Annotated in this window: 15 protein-coding genes; 10 read left to right on the top strand and 5 right to left on the bottom strand. The window is 62.2% G+C overall.

The window, feature by feature from the left end:
• Window positions 1-20 precede the first annotated feature (20 nt).
• Both BB029_RS18620 and BB029_RS18615 read left to right on the top strand, forming a co-directional pair.
• Window positions 21-3,104, top strand: a complete 3,084-nt coding sequence (locus BB029_RS18620; protein WP_065940300.1) for a MexW/MexI family multidrug efflux RND transporter permease subunit — start codon at window positions 21-23, stop codon at window positions 3,102-3,104.
• Window positions 3,101-4,543 carry an efflux transporter outer membrane subunit gene (locus tag BB029_RS18615; protein ID WP_065940299.1) on the top strand — a complete coding sequence of 481 codons (1,443 nt, stop codon included), beginning with the start codon at window positions 3,101-3,103 and terminating at the stop codon, window positions 4,541-4,543. The genes BB029_RS18620 and BB029_RS18615 overlap by 4 nt, the downstream gene beginning before the upstream one ends.
• Here BB029_RS18615 and BB029_RS18610 read toward each other — a convergent pair.
• Both BB029_RS18610 and BB029_RS18605 read right to left on the bottom strand, forming a co-directional pair.
• Window positions 4,510-5,247 carry a nitroreductase family protein gene (locus BB029_RS18610; RefSeq protein ID WP_027607433.1) on the bottom strand — a complete coding sequence of 246 codons (738 nt, stop codon included), beginning with the start codon at window positions 5,245-5,247 and terminating at the stop codon, window positions 4,510-4,512. The genes BB029_RS18615 and BB029_RS18610 overlap by 34 nt on opposite strands.
• 35 nt (window positions 5,248-5,282) lie before the next feature.
• Window positions 5,283-5,936 (bottom strand): metalloregulator ArsR/SmtB family transcription factor, encoded by a 654-nt coding sequence (locus BB029_RS18605; RefSeq protein WP_065940298.1) that lies wholly within the window; start codon window positions 5,934-5,936, stop codon window positions 5,283-5,285.
• Between the two features lie 342 nt (window positions 5,937-6,278).
• On the opposite strand from BB029_RS18605, the gene BB029_RS18600 reads away from it, so the two are divergent.
• The 7 genes from BB029_RS18600 (at window position 6,279) to ribD (ending at window position 13,431) form a co-directional block, all read left to right on the top strand.
• On the top strand, window positions 6,279-7,334 hold the full coding sequence (locus BB029_RS18600) for a class I SAM-dependent methyltransferase (protein WP_065940297.1): 1,056 nt from the start codon (window positions 6,279-6,281) through the stop codon (window positions 7,332-7,334).
• Window positions 7,334-8,227, top strand: coding sequence for a VOC family protein (locus BB029_RS18595; RefSeq protein WP_065940296.1), 894 nt, complete (start codon window positions 7,334-7,336; stop codon window positions 8,225-8,227). Before BB029_RS18600 ends, BB029_RS18595 begins: the two co-directional genes overlap by 1 nt.
• A gap of 74 nt (window positions 8,228-8,301) precedes the next feature.
• The gene (locus tag BB029_RS18590; protein WP_027607437.1) at window positions 8,302-9,333 is read left to right on the top strand and encodes an SUMF1/EgtB/PvdO family nonheme iron enzyme; all 1,032 of its coding nucleotides are present in this window, start codon (window positions 8,302-8,304) and stop codon (window positions 9,331-9,333) included.
• Between the two features lie 10 nt (window positions 9,334-9,343).
• Window positions 9,344-9,940, top strand: coding sequence for a GTP cyclohydrolase II RibA (gene ribA, locus BB029_RS18585; RefSeq protein WP_065940295.1), 597 nt, complete (start codon window positions 9,344-9,346; stop codon window positions 9,938-9,940).
• Between the two features lie 28 nt (window positions 9,941-9,968).
• On the top strand, window positions 9,969-11,657 hold the full coding sequence (locus tag BB029_RS18580) for a WD40 repeat domain-containing protein (protein WP_065940294.1): 1,689 nt from the start codon (window positions 9,969-9,971) through the stop codon (window positions 11,655-11,657).
• Between the two features lie 17 nt (window positions 11,658-11,674).
• Window positions 11,675-12,331 carry a cyclopropane-fatty-acyl-phospholipid synthase family protein gene (locus tag BB029_RS18575; protein ID WP_027607440.1) on the top strand — a complete coding sequence of 219 codons (657 nt, stop codon included), beginning with the start codon at window positions 11,675-11,677 and terminating at the stop codon, window positions 12,329-12,331.
• Window positions 12,328-13,431, top strand: coding sequence for a bifunctional diaminohydroxyphosphoribosylaminopyrimidine deaminase/5-amino-6-(5-phosphoribosylamino)uracil reductase RibD (ribD, locus tag BB029_RS18570; RefSeq protein ID WP_065940293.1), 1,104 nt, complete (start codon window positions 12,328-12,330; stop codon window positions 13,429-13,431). The genes BB029_RS18575 and ribD overlap by 4 nt, the downstream gene beginning before the upstream one ends.
• Here the strand turns inward: ribD and BB029_RS18565 are convergent, their stop codons facing one another.
• Window positions 13,432-14,160: a trans-aconitate 2-methyltransferase gene (locus tag BB029_RS18565; RefSeq protein WP_065940432.1), complete on the bottom strand. Its 729-nt coding sequence runs from the start codon at window positions 14,158-14,160 to the stop codon at window positions 13,432-13,434. It abuts the gene before it with no gap.
• 315 nt (window positions 14,161-14,475) lie between these two features.
• On the opposite strand from BB029_RS18565, the gene BB029_RS18560 reads away from it, so the two are divergent.
• Window positions 14,476-15,810: an LLM class flavin-dependent oxidoreductase gene (locus tag BB029_RS18560; protein WP_065940292.1), complete on the top strand. Its 1,335-nt coding sequence runs from the start codon at window positions 14,476-14,478 to the stop codon at window positions 15,808-15,810.
• Window positions 15,811-15,813: 3 nt separating this feature from the next.
• On the opposite strand, the gene BB029_RS18555 is transcribed toward BB029_RS18560, so the two are convergent.
• Both BB029_RS18555 and BB029_RS18550 read right to left on the bottom strand, forming a co-directional pair.
• Window positions 15,814-16,299, bottom strand: a complete 486-nt coding sequence (locus BB029_RS18555; RefSeq protein ID WP_065940291.1) for a hypothetical protein — start codon at window positions 16,297-16,299, stop codon at window positions 15,814-15,816.
• Entirely contained in the window at window positions 16,296-17,210 is a 915-nt protein-coding gene (locus tag BB029_RS18550; protein ID WP_065940290.1) for an NAD synthetase, read from the bottom strand. Before BB029_RS18550 ends, BB029_RS18555 begins: the two co-directional genes overlap by 4 nt.
• Window positions 17,211-17,244: the final 34 nt, after the last annotated feature.

Raw genomic sequence — 17,244 nt, 5'->3', positions numbered from 1 at the left:
TCTTCGCCCAGAGAACGCTCATGACTTTCACCGATATTTTCGTTCGGCGGCCGGTGCTCGCGCTTGTCGTCAGTATTCTGATCCTGCTGCTGGGGATCATGTCCTTGTTGCAGCTGCCGATCCGCCAGTACCCGATGCTGGAAAGCTCCACCATCACCGTGACCACCGAATACCCCGGCGCATCATCCGACCTGATGCAAGGCTTCGTCACTCAACCGATTGCCCAGGCGGTGTCATCGGTGGAAGGCGTGGATTACCTGTCGAGTTCGTCGGTGCAGGGGCGCAGCGTGGTCACGGTGCGCATGGAGCTCAACCGGGACTCGACCCAGGCCCTCACGGAAGTCATGGCCAAGGTCAACCAGGTGCGTTTCCGGCTGCCGGAGCAGGCCTATGACCCGGTGATCGAACGCTCGTCCGGCGAGTCGACGGCGGTGGCCTATATCGGGTTCTCCAGCCCGACCCTGTCGACCCCGGCCTTGACCGATTACCTGGCGCGGGTGGTGGAGCCGGTGATGAGCACCATCGAGGGCGTGGCCAAGGTCCAGGTGTTCGGCGGGCAAACCCTGGCGATGCGCCTGTGGATCGACCCCGCACGGCTGGCCGCGCGGGGCCTGACCGCCGCCGATGTGGCCGACGCGGTGCGCCGCAACAACTACCAGGCGGCGCCGGGCAAGGTCAAAGGCCTGTTCGTGGTCGCCAACCTGCGGGTCAATACCGACCTGACCAACGTCAATGAATTTCGCGATTTGGTGCTGCGCAACGATGGCAACGGCCTGGTGCGCCTGAAGGATGTCGGCACCGTGGAGCTGGGCGCGGCGTCCAGCGAAACCAGCGCCACCATGGACGGCGTTTCGGCCGTGCACCTGGGGTTGTTCCCGACGCCCGGCGGCAACCCGCTGGTGATCGTCGACGGTATCAAGAAACTCCTGCCGGACGTGCGCAAGACCCTGCCGCCGGACGTCAAGGCCGAGCTGGCGTTTGAAACCGCGCGCTTTATCCAGACCTCCATCGACGAGGTGATGAAGACCCTGCTCGAGGCCTTGCTCATCGTGGTGATCGTCATCTACCTGTGTCTGGGGTCGTTGCGCACGGTACTGATTCCGGTGGTGACCATCCCCTTGTCGATGCTGGGGGCCGCGGCGCTGATGCTGGCGTTCGGTTTCAGTCTCAACCTGTTGACGCTGCTGGCGATGGTGCTGGCCGTGGGGCTGGTGGTGGACGATGCGATTGTGGTGGTGGAGAACGTGCACCGGCATATCGAGGAGGGCAAGACCCCGGTGGCGGCCGCCCTGATCGGTGCGCGGGAAGTGGCGGGGCCGGTGATCGCCATGACCATTACCCTGGCGGCGGTGTATGCGCCTATCGGCATGATGGGCGGCCTCACGGGGGCGTTGTTTCGGGAGTTCGCCCTGACCCTGGCCGGCGCGGTGATCGTGTCCGGCGTGGTGGCGCTGACGTTGTCGCCGGTCATGAGCTCGTTCCTGCTGCAGTCCAAGCAATCGGAAGGGCGCATGGCACACCTGGCCAACCGTTTCTTCGACGGCCTGGCGCTGCGTTATGCCAAGGTACTGGACCTGTCGCTGCGGCATCGCTGGCTCAGCGGGCTGTTTGCCTTGCTGGTGATGATCAGCCTGCCGTGGCTGTACCAGTTGCCGCAGCGGGAGCTGGCGCCCACCGAGGACCAGGCCGGGCTGCTCACCGCCATCAAGGCGCCGCAACATGCCAACCTGGAATACGTCGAGCGCTTTTCCGCCAAGCTGAATGAGGTCTATGGGCGCCTGCCGGAAACCGTCAGCACCTGGATCATCAATGGCAGCGACGGCATCGCCTCGAGCATTGGCGGCATCAACCTGACGTTGTGGGGCGAGCGCGAGCGCACCGCCGCGCAGATCCAGGTCGACCTGCAGGCGGCCACCAACGATGTGGAAGGCACCAGCATCTTTGCCTTCCAGTTGCCTGCCTTGCCGGGCTCCACCGGTGGCCTGCCGGTGCAACTGGTGCTGCGCAGTTCCCAGGATTACCGCGTGCTGTACGAAACCATGGAGCAGATCAAGCAGAAGGCCCGCGACAGTGGGTTGTTCGCCGTGGTCGACAGTGACCTGGACTACAACAACCCGGTGGTACAGGTGCGGGTGGACCGGGCCAAGGCCAACAGCCTGGGGATCCGCATGCAGGACATCGGCGAATCGCTGGCGGTGCTGGTGGGGGAAAACTACCTCAACCGCTTTGGCCTGGAGGGCCGCTCCTATGATGTGATTGCCCAGAGCCCGGGCAGTGAGCGACTGACGCCCGAAGCCCTGACCCGCCAGTATGTGCGCACGGAAGACGGCACACTGATTCCGCTGTCGACGGTGATCCAGGTGTCCGAGCACGTCGAACCCAACAAGCTGACCCAGTTCAACCAGCAGAACGCCGCGACCTTCCAGGGCGTGCCGGCGGCCGGCGTCACCCTGGGCGACGCCGTGGCGTTCCTGGAAGGCGTCACCGCCGAGTTGCCCGTAGGGTTCAGCTACGACTGGCAATCCGATGCGCGGCAGTACACCCAGGAAGGCAATGCGCTGCTGCTGGCGTTCCTGGCGGCGGTGATCGTGATCTACCTGGTCCTGGCGGCGCAGTACGAAAGCCTGATGGACCCGCTGATCATCCTGATCACCGTGCCGCTGTCCATCAGCGGCGCGCTGATTCCCCTGGCGCTGGGCTACGCCACGATCAATATCTACACCCAGATCGGTCTGGTGACCCTGATCGGGCTGATCAGCAAGCACGGCATCCTGATGGTCGAGTTCGCCAACGCCCTGCAGGCCCAGGAACACCTCGACCGTTCCGAGGCGATACGCAAGGCCGCGCAGATTCGCTTGCGGCCGATCCTGATGACGACGGCGGCCATGGTGGTCGGCCTGGTGCCGCTGCTGTTCGCCTCGGGTGCCGGGGCCAACAGCCGCTATGGCCTGGGGGTGGTGATTGTATCGGGCATGCTGATCGGCACTTGCTTCACCCTGTTCGTGCTGCCGACGGTCTACACCCTGCTGGCCCGCAAGCATTCCCTGGCGGCCGCGACCCCACGGGCCCAGTCCCTGGCGCAAACCCTGAGGAGTGAACCATGAAGCCCGGCAAAACTGTCACCACCGTGCTGGCGCTGACGCTGCTCAACGGCTGCATGGTCGGGCCGCATTACGAAAAGCCCGTAACCCCGCCGATCAGCCTGGTCACCGCGCAAAAGGCCTTGTTCGCCCAACAGGCGCCCGTGCAGGCCCAGTGGTGGTCGTTTTTTGACGACGCCGAGCTCGATCGCCTGATCGACACGGCGCTGGCGCATAACCATGACATCCGCCAGGCCCAGGCCAACCTGCTGGCCTCCCGCGCGGTGTTCGATGACCGCCGGCTCGACCAGTATCCCGGCGTCACCGCCCGTGCCGCCTATGGCCGCAGCCTGGAGCAGCAGTTGCCGTTCGACGGTGGGCCACCGGAGCGGATGCTGTCGCAGACCTATCGCGCCGGCTTTGATGTGCAGTGGGAGATCGATGTGTTCGGGCGTTTGCAGCGCCTGACCGCATCGGCCATGGCACGTTCCCAGGCAGCCCAGGCGGACCTGGCGCTGATGCAGTTGAGCATCGCTGCCGACGTGGCGCGTTATTACTACGAGCAGCAAGGCTTGAGCCGCAGCCTGGAGGTGGCCCAGGCCCAGGTCAGTGCCTGGCGCGAAACGCTCACGCTGACCAGCGCCCAGGTGCGCGCCGGCAGCGGCCAATTCGAGGATCAGCAAAACGCCCATGCCAACCTGCTGCTCAGTGAGGCAGCGATTCCACCGTTGCTGACGCGGATCCAGGAAACCGGTTATCGCCTGGACGTATTGACCGGCCAACCACCGCGTCAACAGCAGGCCCTGGCCAAGGCGCATTTCCTCGCGCCCCTGGCCCGGCAACTGCCCTTGGGCGATGTCGACCAGTTGATCCGCAATCGTCCGGATGTGGTCAGCGCCGAACGCCTGCTGGCCGCCAGCACCGAAGACGTCGGCGCCGCCACGGCGGACTTGTACCCACGCCTGAACCTGGGCGGTTTCATTGGCTTCTTCGCCCTGCGCGGCGGCGACCTGGGCAGCGCGTCCCGCGCGTATGAGCTGGCGCCGTCGGTGGACTGGCCGGCGTTTCGCCTGGGCAACGTGCGCGCACGCCTGCGCGGTTCCCAGGCCCAGGCCGAAGGTGCCCTGGCGCGCTATCAACAGTCGCTGCTCAAGGCCCAGGAAGATGTGGAAAATGCACTGATGCGCCTGGCGCAGGACCAGACCCGCCTGGGCGCGTTGCTGGCGTCCGCCACCCATGCCGAGCAGGCGATCGACATCGCCAGCAAACGCTACCGCAGCGGTTCGGGCACCTACATGGCGGTGCTGGAAAACCAGCGTGCGTTTTTTCTGATCAAGAAGGACGTGGCCGATGCCGAGACGGCGTCCTACCTCAACGCCATCGCGTTATACAAGGCGCTGGGCTGGGGCAGTGGCGGTGCGCAGCAGGCTCAATCAGCGGACAAACCATTGGCCAGCAACTGAGCCTTGAGATCGGGCCGGTAGTTACGTGCATACGTGCGGCCCACGGTGCTTGACCAGGACTGGCCGTCCGCACGGCCGATGATCTGCCAATGGCGCATCAGGTGCTGGTCATAGGCACTGATCGCCGGTGCCAGCGCGGCCGGGTTGTAGCGCTCGTCGTGACGGAAGGCTTCGATGCCCATGCGCGGTTTCTGCGCCGCCGGCTCGTGCACATGACCCAGGGCCAGGCCGCACAGGGCGAAGGTCTGCTCGGGCAGCCCGAGCAGCTCGATCATCGCCTCGGCGTTGGCACGAATGCCACCCACCGGTACCACGCCCAACCCCAATGAGCGTGCGGCGATCATCAGCGTGCTGAGGATGATGCCGCCGTCGGTGCTGGCGGCGATCAGCCCTTCCAAATGCCGCTGGATCTGCTGTTGCTGGCCATTGAGCGCGGCACCGACGGCGGTCTTGTGAAAGTCCACCACCAGGGTGATAAACACCGGTGCCGACGCGATCCAGGGCTGGCCGCCGGCTATTGCCGCAATGCGTTGGCGGGTGCCTGCGTCGCGCACGACCACCACGGAAATATGCTGGGCATTGAAGGACGTCGGCGCCAGGTGGCCGGCCCGCAAGATGGCATCCAGGTGTTCGTCGCTGACGGGCGTGGGTTGGAAGCTGCGCTCGCTGCGGTGGTTGGCGAGCAAGTCGATAGTCGGGGTCATGGCCTTATTCCTTTAGGGCGGTTGGTGTAGGGCGGTCAGGTGCGCGGTTGAATGTTATAGACGCAACGCCGGTCCCCGGAGATCAGGTGTTCGCAGCGTTCGACAAGGGTGTCGTCACCCATGGCTGCACGAAATATCTGCAGCTCCGAGCGGCAGAAACCCTGGCATTTGCGCGCGGCAGCGCAGATCGGGCAATGGTTTTCGATCAGCAGCCAACCTTCACCTGCGGGTTCCATATGCGCCATATAGCCGGCGAGTTCGCGGATGCGCACCAGGATGGCGACTTTTTCTTCCAGGGATGAGGCTTGCGAACACGCCTGGACGTATTCCTGGCGGTTGGTCGCTTCCATGCTGGTGATGATTTTCTCGATGCCGTCACTGCCAAAAACGCCCTCGATGGATTCGATCAGGTGCAGGGTCAGCACACTGTGGGAATCGGGGAATTTATTCTGCGCGGTGTCCGTCAGGGCCCACTTCAACGAAGGGCGGCCGGCCCCGGAGGTGGGGGCCGAAACGCCGACGATCAGCTCCGATGTCTGCAATTTCTGGATTTGTTGCCGGGTTGCCTCAAACGTGAGTTCCAGCAGGGACGCCAGTTCGGTGGTTTTCAGCGGGCCACGGGTCTTGAGCAAAAACAGGATGCGTTCAGCGGTGGATGACTGGGTATCGTCGGCAGGTCTGGAGGTCATAAATCGCGTGTAACCATGGGGAGTGAGGGCATCACTGGAGTTCGTCGACCTTTGGCGCCATCCATTGCGTAAGGGGTAGTGGGCATGAGCATAGTCATTTTTGCTGCTCAGGAAAATAATAAATAAATGGAATCAATAGGTAATTATAAATAGCAAATAATTATAAAAGGTTTGGCTTGCTTTTGTAGGACTTACGACTAGGATCGTAGCTAGCTTTTTGGAAGCTGCTCGTAAACATTCATTTGCACACGACTCCGGACCGTTAAAAAACACGCTGCGTCCCAAGCACTCATCGCTCGCCGACGCCAGTGAAGACAAAAACATTCAAGGAAGAGAATCTGTATGAATGCGCAAAAGCCGACGACCATCTATGAGCACGCCGATGAAGTAACCGCTCTGTCCAGCGTGGTCGACCTGGTAAAACTCTCCGACCAGTATCGACAATCCGCCATCCTTCACTTCGCCGTGGCGCAGCACCTTTTCGATCACACCGCCCGCCCGGCTACCGCCAAGGCGATCAGCCAGCAATTGAGCTGGGTGCCCAACAAGGCGAAGATCTTTCTCAATGGCCTGGTCGCCCTGGGCCTGTTGAAAAAGTCCGCCGACACCTATACCAACCAGCCCCTGGCCGAGCGTTTCCTGGTCAGCCGCAGCGCCGAGTTCATCGGCCCGATCATTGCCCACCAGCGCTTGCAGTGGCAGAACTGGCCACGCCTCGGGGAAATCCTGAGCAGCGCCGAGTCCATGGATTTCCAGCAGGAGAACCGCTTCAAGCACGACATCGCCGCACGTGATGCCTTCAACGATGCGATGGTGCGCTTCAGTCAACCCATGGTCGATGTGCTCAAGGAATTGCCGGTGTTCGATACCGCCAGCAAGGTCATCGACCTGGCCGGTGGACACGGCACCTATATCGCCGAAATCGCTCGGCGGCACCCTCAGGTCCAGGGCGAAATCTGGGACCTGGCCGCCACGCGCCAGTCCGCCGAAAGCACCGTTGAGAAGTACCAGTTGGCGGGGCGCCTGACGTTCAAGGAGCGTAACCTGCTGGACCTGGCCCGCTACGAAGGTGAAAGCGCCGACGTGATCATGGTCAATGATTGCCTGCACTATTTCACCCGCGAAGAAACCAGCACGCTGATCCGCTCGGCGGCCCAATTGGTCAACGACGGCGGTTCGTTGCTGGTGCTGAGCATGACCCTGGAAGACGATGAAATTCACCCGGCGCTGTCGGCGGATTTCTCCCTGCACATGATGGTCAACACGGTGCACGGCGAACTGCATCCCACCCGCTGGATCGCCGAACAGATGGTTGCCCAGGGCTTTGAGGTGGTCCAGGAGCCTATCGGGCGCTACAGCCTGTTGATCGGTCGCCGCACTGAGGGGAGGGTTGCCTGATGCTGCGCTTTATTACCTTGTACAGCTCCGACACGGCCGCACGTCTGAACGGCTTTCTCGAGTCGTTGAACACCTGCGCGAAAACCGCCGGTTTTGAACTGTGCGCGGCCGTTGAGGGCGCGCAGTTACCCCAGGCCGACGGGTTTATCCTGCTGGTGTCGGCGGCAGACAGCCTCGATACCCTCACTGCCCGGCTCGCGGCATTGGCCGATGGCTACCACAACAAGGCGGTCAGCATCGTGCGCCTTGCCGAAGGCAGCGCCGGGCAACCTGCCGGCGATCCGCTGAACGCGGCATTGCTGCAACGCACGGCCTGTTTCATTTACCCCCATGGCCTGGCGATCACTGACGCGGGCGTATCCACGGACACGGTGAAAAACTGGCTGGCCGGTTTCTCCAAATTCGCCGCCGCGATCAAAATGTGGCGGTCCCTGGAAGGCGTATCCATCGAGGCGGCCGCGCTGGAATCCCAGCGTCCGCAACTGACCCACATCAACATCCTCACCCGTAACCTGGAAGCCTCCCAGGCGTTTTATCGCGACATCTTCGGCGCCCACTATTGCTACAACCTGGGGCCGCGCAAAGTGGTGATGGAGTTGAACGGGTTCGACTTCTTCATCGAGCACAATCCCGACTTTGTCTACCCGCCGGGCTACCACATCGGCATTCGTGCGCTGCCGGAGGATGTCAAGCGCATCGCCGACAAGGTGGCTGCCGACGACAACATCACCCTGGTCAAGGGCAATGGCCCCGCGCCGGGTTATCACCACGGTCCGGACAACGTCCGCACGGCCGTGTACTTCGAAGATCCCGATGGCCTGGTGGTTGAGGTGTACTCCACCGAAATCGAGATGATCGAGACCAATCGAAGGTTGCTGCTCGACCGACTCTGATACCTGACTGATCCACACGCCGAGCGGTTTCGCGCTCGGTCGTGGATGTGTTCGCTCGGAATAAAGGTGTACCTATGACGAATCAATACGGTTGGCATTGGCCGACGCTGCCGAGCCCTTTGCCAAAGAACGTGTCTGATCGGGTATTGATGGGCTACCCGCAGGCTTACGTCGAATATGAACTGACCCGGCAAATCGCCGACGCCACCGGACAGCTGATGAGTGCGCCCATCGAGCAACTGCTGCGGGTGGTCGAGTCGGTTGCCGAACCCCTGGTGCGGCGTATCGCCGCCGGTGAAGTGCTGGGCTACAAGGGCGACCCGCGCATCGACGTGTTCAGCCCCGCCATGTGCGACGTTCCTGCCGCCCAGGTCGAGATCGGCCTGGAGCCGCAGCGCGTCGACGCGGTCATGACCGCCTACGCCGGGCTGGGCCTGGACCGCAGTTGGATCGAGAAAGAAACCCCCAACCATCGGGTCGACCTGGCGAGCTTTCGCATCGGTCGCTACCCGGTCACCAACAGCGAATATCGCGCCTTCCTGCTGGATACCGGTTATCCGTTCCTGCCGACCGGCTGGGCCTTTGGCCGCTTTCCCCAGCACCAGGCCAACCACCCGGTCTACAGCGTCAGCGACGTGGATGCCGACGCCTACGCCCAATGGCTGAGCCGACGCACCGGCCGGGCGTTCGCGCTGCCCAGCGAAGCACAGTGGGAATACGCCGCGGCAGGGCCGCAGCGCTCCCAGTTTCCCTGGGGCGAAACCTTCAATGTCGAGTACGCCAACACCATCGAGTTGGGGTTGCTCACGTCGACACCCGTCGGGGTGTTCCTCGAGGGCGCCTCGATGTTTGGCGCGCTGGACATGGCCGGCAACGTGGAAGAGTACGTTGCCGACGATTATCGGGCCTATCCGGGCGGGCCTGAGATCAACGATGACCTGGTGCTGGATGTTGGTAGGCACCGGGTAGCCCGTGGAGGCAGTTTCACCCGCTTCAGGGATCTTGCGCGCAATCAGCGCCGACATGGACGTTATCCAAGACCCATCTATGTCATGGGATTCCGTTTGGTAGAAAACCACTCTGGCCAGAACGCGACACTTCCATAGAGGCTATGCCATGGACACTCCAGTAACGCTTCATACGCAAGTTCCCATCTCCATTCTTGGCGGTGAGGTCAACGCCCACTTCTACGGGTTCAAGGGCTTTGACAAGAACAATGAACACTTTGCCGTCAAAGCCGGTGAGCCCGATGCCGATGTGCCCCTGGTGCGCGTGCATTCCGAATGCATCACCGGTGATGTATTCGGTTCCCAGCGCTGCGATTGCGGCCCGCAGTTGCAGGAAGCCCTGAAGGCGCTCGATGCCGAAGGCGGCTACCTGATCTACCTGCGCCAGGAAGGTCGAGGTATCGGCCTGTATTCGAAGTTCGAAACCTACCTGCTGCAAGACGCCGGCATGGACACCTACGAGGCCAACGTGAAGCTCAACCACCCGGAAGACTCGCGCAGTTTCGCCCCGGCGGTCGCCATGCTGCGGGCCCTGGATGTGCATCGCTGCCGGCTCCTGACCAACAACCCGGACAAGGTCAAGCAGTTGCGCGATGGCGGGATCGACGTGGTCAGCTCAGTGCCGACCGGGGTGTTCCTGACCAAGCACAACCACAACTACCTGCGATCAAAAGTCAGCAAGTCGAGCCACACCATCAAGCTTTGATTTCATCCTCCAGGAAAAGGACTTTTCGATGAGACACATAGGCCCTATCAGCGGCGTCGCCGCCCATGCTGGTGAGTTCATCGCCACCGCCGGCTACGACAACCAAGTCATTCTGTGGAATGCCCAGACCGGGCATTCGATCCACCGTGTCAGCCATGACCACCTGGCCAACCAGTGCGCGTTCAGTGCCGATGGCAAGTACCTGGTGAGCGCCAGCAGCGACTACACCGCCCGCGTCTGGGAAGTGCCGAGCATGCGCCTCAAGGCCGTGCTGTCGGGGCATGACGACGACGTGGAAATGGCGGTGTTCTCGCCGGACGGTGCGTCGATCGCGACCTGCTCGCGCGATCATCAACTGCGCCTCTTCGACCTCGACGGCAACCTCAAGGGCACCTGCCGGGGGCATCAGGCCGATGTGATTTCCGTGGTCTGGTCGCCGGATGGCAAGCGCCTGATTTCCAGCAGCGACGACGGCACTGTACGCCAGTGGGACACCAGCACCTTCGAGCAATGCGATGAAGTCGACATCGGCGGCGTCGAGACCGATACCGTCGCCATTACCCGTGCCGGCGTGGTGTTTGCCGGTGACGATGAAGGGCGCATCTCGATCATCCATGGGGGCGAGATCCGCTCCATTCCTGCCCACGATGCCGGGATCAAGCGCATTGTCTGGAATGATGAAAAACAGCTGCTGGTGACCTTGAGTTATGACCGCCTGGCGATCCTCTGGCGCTTCGATGGCACGCAGCTGGAGCGCCTGCGCAGCACCAATTTGCCGAGCATCGTCTGGCCGCGCAGCTGTGCGTTCGTCGGCAGTGACGCCTTGGTGTTCGCCACCTTCGGCTCGCGCTACGCCACCTGGGATTATGAACACGATCAGTGGACCGTGGACGGCATTCAGCCGGCGGTGAGTATCAACGCCGTGGTGACCACCGAGGGCGGGCAATACAGCATCGGTGACGCGGGCCTGCTGTTTCGCGATAACCAGCCCGTGAGCGGCGTCGGCAGCCTGTGCAACTTCCTGCTGCCGTTCGGCCCACTGTTGCTGACCGGTGGGCAGATGGGCCAGGTGTTCGATGCCCTCAGCGGGCGCCTGTTGTATCAGCATCGCTCGCCGCTCAATTGCGGCACCACGTTCCAGCGCAATGGCCAGCTTCATGCACTGATCGGAACCTACACCGGCGAAGGCCTGGTATTTGTCATCGCCGGCGATAACAGCCTGGAACTGGTGGCGTCGATCCCGATGCACGACAACGCGATCAAAGGCGTGGCCGCCAACGAGCATCACTTGTTCAGCGTGTGCGCCTCGGCCGCCGCCGCCCTGCACAGCATCAGCGACTTCAGTTGCGCGCGGCATATCGAAAATGCCCACACGCGTATCTCCAACGGTTGCTGCCGGGTCGACGGCGGTTTCGCCAGCATTGGTCGCGACCTGAAACTGCGCCTGTGGCTGGAGTCCGGTGACGAGGTCTATGACACGCCACACCGCAATTCCATCAAGTGCATTTGTGCCTCGGCCGACGGGGAAGTGATTGCCACCGCGAACTACAGCGGCACCATCGCGCTGTTCGACTTGCCCAGCCGTTCCTGGCAGCAAGTACAGCGTCCCACCGCCAGTGGCATCTCCTGCATCACCCACAGCGTGGCCAGCGATGATTTCCTGGCCAGTTCCTACGATGGCCAGATCTACGGGATCGCCACCCGTCGCGCCTCTTGACCCAAGGACTGCCTGATATGAGCAAGCAAGCGCAATTCATGGACGTATCGACGTACCGCCGGGCGCTCGACACCTCATTTGTCCACCGCTACAGCCATGGTGAAGATGAGTGGTCCTGGGACATCGGCATGGCCAAGGCCGCCCGGGTCTTCCTCGAGGCACTGGGGCCGACGCCGGACCAGCACATCCTCGACGTGGGCGTCGGCCGTGCGCGGGATGCCTCGGAGTTCATCCTGGCAGGGCACCGGGTGACCGGCCTGGACATCGTCGAGAACTCCAGCTGGCCGCTGCTGCGCAAGCGCTGGGGCGAGCGTCTCAGCCTGGTGTGCAGCGCCCTGCAGGATTGGCAGCCACCGGCGGGGGAGGCGTTTGACGGTGTACTCGACAATGGCTGCTTCCATCACCAGCATCCGGATGAATGGGACCGTTACCTGGCCAATATCCGCCAGTACGCGCGCCCTGGCGCGTTGATCGGGCTCAACGTCTTCGGCGTCGACGCGAGCAACCCGGAGCCGGGCTGGCGCGAGATGGATAACCAGCGTCAAGGTTATTTCTTCACCGAGCAGGGCGTGCGCGACACCCTGGAAGCGTTTGGTTTCACCTGGCAGGATCTGGTGGTGATCGAGCGCCAGCATGGTGAGGCGGTGTACCTGTTGGCGCTGGTTCGCACATGAGCCTGGCGCTGGCGCGCGACATGCACTTCATGCGGCTCGCCCTGAAACTGGCTGACCGCGGCGCCTTTACCACGGCGCCCAACCCGCGGGTCGGTTGCGTGATCGCCAAGGGCGACCTGCTGCTTGGCCAGGGCTGGCACGAGTGGGCGGGGCAGGCACACGCCGAAGTCAATGCCCTGCGCGAGGCGGGCGTCGATGCGCGGGGCGCCACCGCCTATGTCACCCTGGAGCCGTGCGGCGGTCATGGGCGCACGCCGCCCTGTGCCGACGCGTTGATCAGGGCCGGCGTGGCGCGAGTGGTGATCGCCAGTGTCGACCGCTCCCAGCATGAGCATCATGGCATTGAGCGGCTTGAGGCGGCGGGGGTGCTGGTCGAACACTTGCCGTGTCCGGAGGCGCGCGAGTTGAACCAGGGGTTTTTCTCGCGTACCGAACGCAAGCGGCCGTGGCTGAGGGTCAAGCTGGCCATGAGCCTGGACGGGCGCACGGCCCTGGGTAACGGGCAATCCAAATGGATCACTTCGCCCGAGGCCCGGGACGATGTACAAGTGTGGCGCGCCCGGGCCTGCGCGGTGCTCACCGGCAGTGGCACGCTGCTGGCGGACAACCCGCGCCTGACGGTGCGCCTGCCCGACCCGCACGCGGCGTTTTCCGTTCCGCTGCGGGTGGTGCTCGACCAGCATCTAAAGGGCGATGCCCAGGCCCATGTGCTGGATGGTGCGGCACCGACCCTGGTGTTTCATGGGCCCGGCGTCCAGCCGTTGCACCCGCCACCTGCGGGTGTGCGTTTCCGGCAGGTCGGGGTGGACGGCGAAGGGCTTGACCTGCGAGAGGTCATGATTGTCCTGGCTGAGGAGGGGTGCAACGAGGTCCAGGTCGAGGCCGGCCCGGTATTGTGTGGCGCCTTTGCGGCGGCAGGCCTGGTGGATGAATGGCTGGTCTACATCGCCCCGCTGTTCCTGGGCAGTGATGCACGGCCGTTGCTGGCGCTTGATGGCTTGACCGATCTGGGCCAGGCGCAACCCTTGTCGATCATCGAGCAGTGCCTGGTGGGGGCGGACATCCGGGTGCGATTGCGCCCGGTCGCCGCCCCGGCGTGATTATTTGCGGCAGGTCAAACCGATCTGCAGGCTGTTGCGCTCGAACAGCTGCCAGTACCCCGCACCCATGGTGGTGCGGCTGTGTTCGCTGATCAGCGGGGCGACCCAGGTGAGCTGGTTGAAACCGGCTACCCGTGCGGCTTCTTCGTACACGCCTTGCTCCCAGCGGTAGTAGGTAAACGGTGCGGGGGGCGATGACATGAACTGCGCATTGCAGCGAAACCCGCCGGCGACCGGGGTTTCATCGAACACCTCAATCCCATAGCGAGTGAAATTGCCTTTTTGCAGTTCGAACGACGGGTTGGCGGTGTAGGCCACCAATTGGCCGCCGGGCTTCAGGTTGTCGGCGGCCGACTGAAACATCTTGCTCAGTTCGTCGACACTGCTGGCATAGTTGAACAGCCAGGCCGCCGTCACCATGTCGTAGGCGCCGATACGGCCCATCTTCGCCACATCCCGCACTTCGTAGGCGATACCGTCGTTGGCTTGCCGCGCCTGGTAAATCATGTTTTCGGAAATATCCACGCCATGTACCTTGGCCGCCCCCCAGTCCTTCAACTGGCGACTGAAGAAGCCATGCCCACACGCCAGGTCCAGGATATGCAGGCCCTCGATATTACCGACCATGCTGCGGAAGGTGTCGACCTCGACCTTGCGCTGAGAGGCCCTGGCGGTGAAATCCTCGAACTGTTCACTGATGCGTTCGTACACTTCTTTGGATTCTTTCATCTGCATGCCACTCCTTCGAATATGCGGGCTGGGGGATGTGCAAGCCTTGGCATTTTTATGCAAGGTATGACTTGCGATATTAGGCCTAACGCCTCGATTTAACAAACGGCTTGGTGGGCGGTGCGCCTCGATCGGGTCAGCCTGCTGATAGGCGCGCGCTGGGTTGATTATGTGTTTGTGGAATATCTTCTATTGTTTTGATCATTATTTTTAATGATTAGCATAGATCCACAAAGCATTTCACAAGCCTGTCGATGGGCCTTATGGTCCTCCTCCACAGGTCAGCGTCGCTGCCATCCACGGAGGAATATCGTGATGTCCCACTTACCCCGGCAACTCAGGTTCGGTGCCATCCTCACCGGCGTCGGCACCGCGCAAAACGAATGGCTGCACCCGCAAATCCCCGGCGACGCCAGTGTGGACATCAATTGGTACCGCACCCAGGCGCAGCAGGCGGAAGCGGCAAAGTTCGACCTGGTGTTCATCGTCGACAGCCCCTACATCACCCCGGATTCGGCACCGCACTTTCTCAACCGCCTGGAGCCGCTGACCCTGCTCTCGGCCGTGGCCGGCGCCACCTCGAAGATCGGGCTGGTGGCCACCCTGACCACGTCCTATACCGAACCCTTCAACGTCGCCCGCCAGTTTGCCTCCCTGGACCTGATCAGCGGCGGCCGCGCCGGCTGGAACGTGGTCACCACCGGCCTGGAAGGCGCGGCCGGCAACTTCGGCCGTGAGCAGCATATCGACCACACCGAGCGCTATCGCCGCGCGGCCGAGCACCTGGAGGTGGTGCAAGGGCTATGGGATTCCTACGAAGACGACGCCTTCGTGCGCGACAAGGCCAGCGGCGTGTTCCTCGACCCGCAACGCCAGCATCGCCTGGATCACCATGGCGAGTTCTTCTCGGTGACCGGGCCGTTGAATATCGCGCGCTCAGCCCAGGGCCAGCCGGTGATTTTCCAGGCGGGCATTTCCGAATCCGGACGCAGCCTGGCGGCCAACTATGCCGAGGGCATTTTTGCCGGCGTGGGCAATTTCGAGGACGCCCAGGCCTACTACCGCGACATCAAACAACGCACCGCCGCCGCCGGACGCAACCCCGACCACGTGACCATCCTGCCGGGCATTTCGCCGATCATTGCCGACACCGACGAACAGGCCCAGGCCATCGACCGCGAACGCAATGGCGAGCTGGATTTGAACAAGGCCCTGGTGCAGTTGGGGCGACCGTTCAACTACCACGACTTCAGCCAGTACCCGCTGGACGAACCCTTCCCGGACCTGGGCGACCTGGGCAGCAACGGCTATCGCGGGCATGCCGAAAACATCAAGCAAGTCGCCCGCGACCAGCGCCTGACCCTGCGCGAGGCGGCGTTGCGCTTTGCCAAGCCGTTCTCGAGCTTTGTCGGCTCGCCCAAGACCGTGGCCGACGAGATCGAACGCTGGTTTGTCGAAGGTGCGGTGGATGGGTTCAATATCCACGTCGGCGCGCCGGATGACTTTGCGCGGTTTACCGACCAGGTGCTGCCATTGTTGCGCGAGCGTGGGTTGTTTCGCCGTGAGTACAGCCACAGCACGTTGCGTGGGCATCTGGGCTTGCCGGTGCCGGTGAATCGGCATACGGCGGCAAGGAGCGAGGCGGCCTGAGGGTCACCACCATTTCCAGCGGCCCTGTTGTTTCAGGGGCGCGATAACGCTGTTGCGTTTATGCCTGATTTCCAACATCTCTCGGCGCATTTGTCGTTGGCGTTTGCTGTTCAGGCATAGAAGTCCGATCAGCGGGCTTAGTAAGGCAAGGGTAAATAGGAGGTGATCGGGGCTGTAAAGGATTGTCGGTAATACAAGCAGTAAGTAGATGATGAACACCCCAACCTGAAGCCACACCCATCGTGGGTAACCGTGAAGGACCAAGCTCTGCGCGACGCCGAATACCGCACACGCAATCCCGCCTGCGATGAAGAACGCATTGCTGGTCAGTTCATCGGATGCGTGGGCGAAGTAGGTGAGATTCATCAGGGTGCCGGTGGTGGCAATCGAAAAGCACAAGGCTATAAGACCGCAAAACAACACCAGTCTGTGACGCGCCCAAAGAGGGCGAGGATCTATAAGGTAAAGGGGCTCCTGGCGGTTTTTCATTCGCTGAACTCTTCGTAGATACCGATGGCCAGCGTCTTGGTGTTTCCGGACATACCGCTGCTGGCGAGGCCCAGTGCTGCTGCAATGGCATCATTGCGATGGGTCGCGATGATGGGTTTTATCTTTGTTGCTGGAATGCGTTTTGGCGCGTTACGTGCGGCTTGCTTGAGCTTGAGGAGCTTGGGTGTCAGGCGCGGGTCTTGGATTATCAGGAGCTCATTCGTTAATTTTGCCCGTTCCTGTCGACTCAGCCCACGCAATACTTCTCTTAGTGGTTTACCTGTTGCGCGCTTGGACAGGTTGATGACTTTCACTGTCGTTACGGCAGAAGAGGCGACACCAAGTAAAGACACAGCATCGAGAGCTGCCATCACCCCTTCGTACCAAGCATTACTGTCCAGGTAGTCATTCATCTGCGGATCCCAAACTTCGTTTACCGTTCGATAGACTCCGGCGGCGCACTGGAACAACCCCGCTACTGCTGCTGCGGTGCCAATGAATGAGACAACAACACTTGCGCCACCCGTAAAAGGCATCAAGGCGATTCCGCTGTAAATAACATGCCAACTCAACAACGCCCCGGTACACGTCACCGTCGTCCTCAAAGCCTCCGCTACCCATTCCGACTCCCGAGGCTCATGCTCCAACATCCGCTTGAACTCCACCGGCCCCACATACCTCGGCGGTTCCCGCAGCACCACCTTGATCGGCCGCATACTGCAAATCGCCTGGAACTCACGCAGTACCACCACGTTGAAATCCCCATCGATATACACCACCCCCGCGCCGATCAACGTCGGGTCGGCGTCTATGGCGAAAAACAACCGCCGCAGGTCGAGGCTGCTTTCAATGCGTTGGCGTGTAGTGCGGTGGGCTGATGGGAATCCATCCTTGAACAGGGCGACGGTCATTCCTGAACTCCTTTTTTTGGGAGTTGAGAGAGTA

The sequence above is a fragment of the Pseudomonas sp. S3E12 genome, assembly GCF_001702295.1.
In the GTDB taxonomy this organism is placed as follows: domain Bacteria; phylum Pseudomonadota; class Gammaproteobacteria; order Pseudomonadales; family Pseudomonadaceae; genus Aquipseudomonas; species Aquipseudomonas marginalis.
The sequence above is the reverse complement of the archived record's forward strand: the minus strand, read 5'-3'. Positions and strand labels throughout refer to the sequence as shown.

Coding starts and splice junctions, on each gene's coding strand:
- BB029_RS18610 (WP_027607433.1), bottom strand. CDS start 5,247: ATGACCCCGACTATCGACTTGCTCGCCAACCACCGCAGCGAGCGCAGC.
- BB029_RS18605 (WP_065940298.1), bottom strand. CDS start 5,936: ATGACCTCCAGACCTGCCGACGATACCCAGTCATCCACCGCTGAACGC.
- BB029_RS18590 (WP_027607437.1), top strand. CDS start 8,302: ATGACGAATCAATACGGTTGGCATTGGCCGACGCTGCCGAGCCCTTTG.
- BB029_RS18550 (WP_065940290.1), bottom strand. CDS start 17,210: ATGACCGTCGCCCTGTTCAAGGATGGATTCCCATCAGCCCACCGCACT.
- BB029_RS18575 (WP_027607440.1), top strand. CDS start 11,675: ATGAGCAAGCAAGCGCAATTCATGGACGTATCGACGTACCGCCGGGCG.
- BB029_RS18620 (WP_065940300.1), top strand. CDS start 21: ATGACTTTCACCGATATTTTCGTTCGGCGGCCGGTGCTCGCGCTTGTC.
- BB029_RS18595 (WP_065940296.1), top strand. CDS start 7,334: ATGCTGCGCTTTATTACCTTGTACAGCTCCGACACGGCCGCACGTCTG.
- BB029_RS18600 (WP_065940297.1), top strand. CDS start 6,279: ATGAATGCGCAAAAGCCGACGACCATCTATGAGCACGCCGATGAAGTA.
- BB029_RS18580 (WP_065940294.1), top strand. CDS start 9,969: ATGAGACACATAGGCCCTATCAGCGGCGTCGCCGCCCATGCTGGTGAG.
- BB029_RS18565 (WP_065940432.1), bottom strand. CDS start 14,160: ATGAAAGAATCCAAAGAAGTGTACGAACGCATCAGTGAACAGTTCGAG.
- ribD (WP_065940293.1), top strand. CDS start 12,328: ATGAGCCTGGCGCTGGCGCGCGACATGCACTTCATGCGGCTCGCCCTG.
- ribA (WP_065940295.1), top strand. CDS start 9,344: ATGGACACTCCAGTAACGCTTCATACGCAAGTTCCCATCTCCATTCTT.
- BB029_RS18615 (WP_065940299.1), top strand. CDS start 3,101: ATGAAGCCCGGCAAAACTGTCACCACCGTGCTGGCGCTGACGCTGCTC.
- BB029_RS18560 (WP_065940292.1), top strand. CDS start 14,476: ATGTCCCACTTACCCCGGCAACTCAGGTTCGGTGCCATCCTCACCGGC.
- BB029_RS18555 (WP_065940291.1), bottom strand. CDS start 16,299: ATGAAAAACCGCCAGGAGCCCCTTTACCTTATAGATCCTCGCCCTCTT.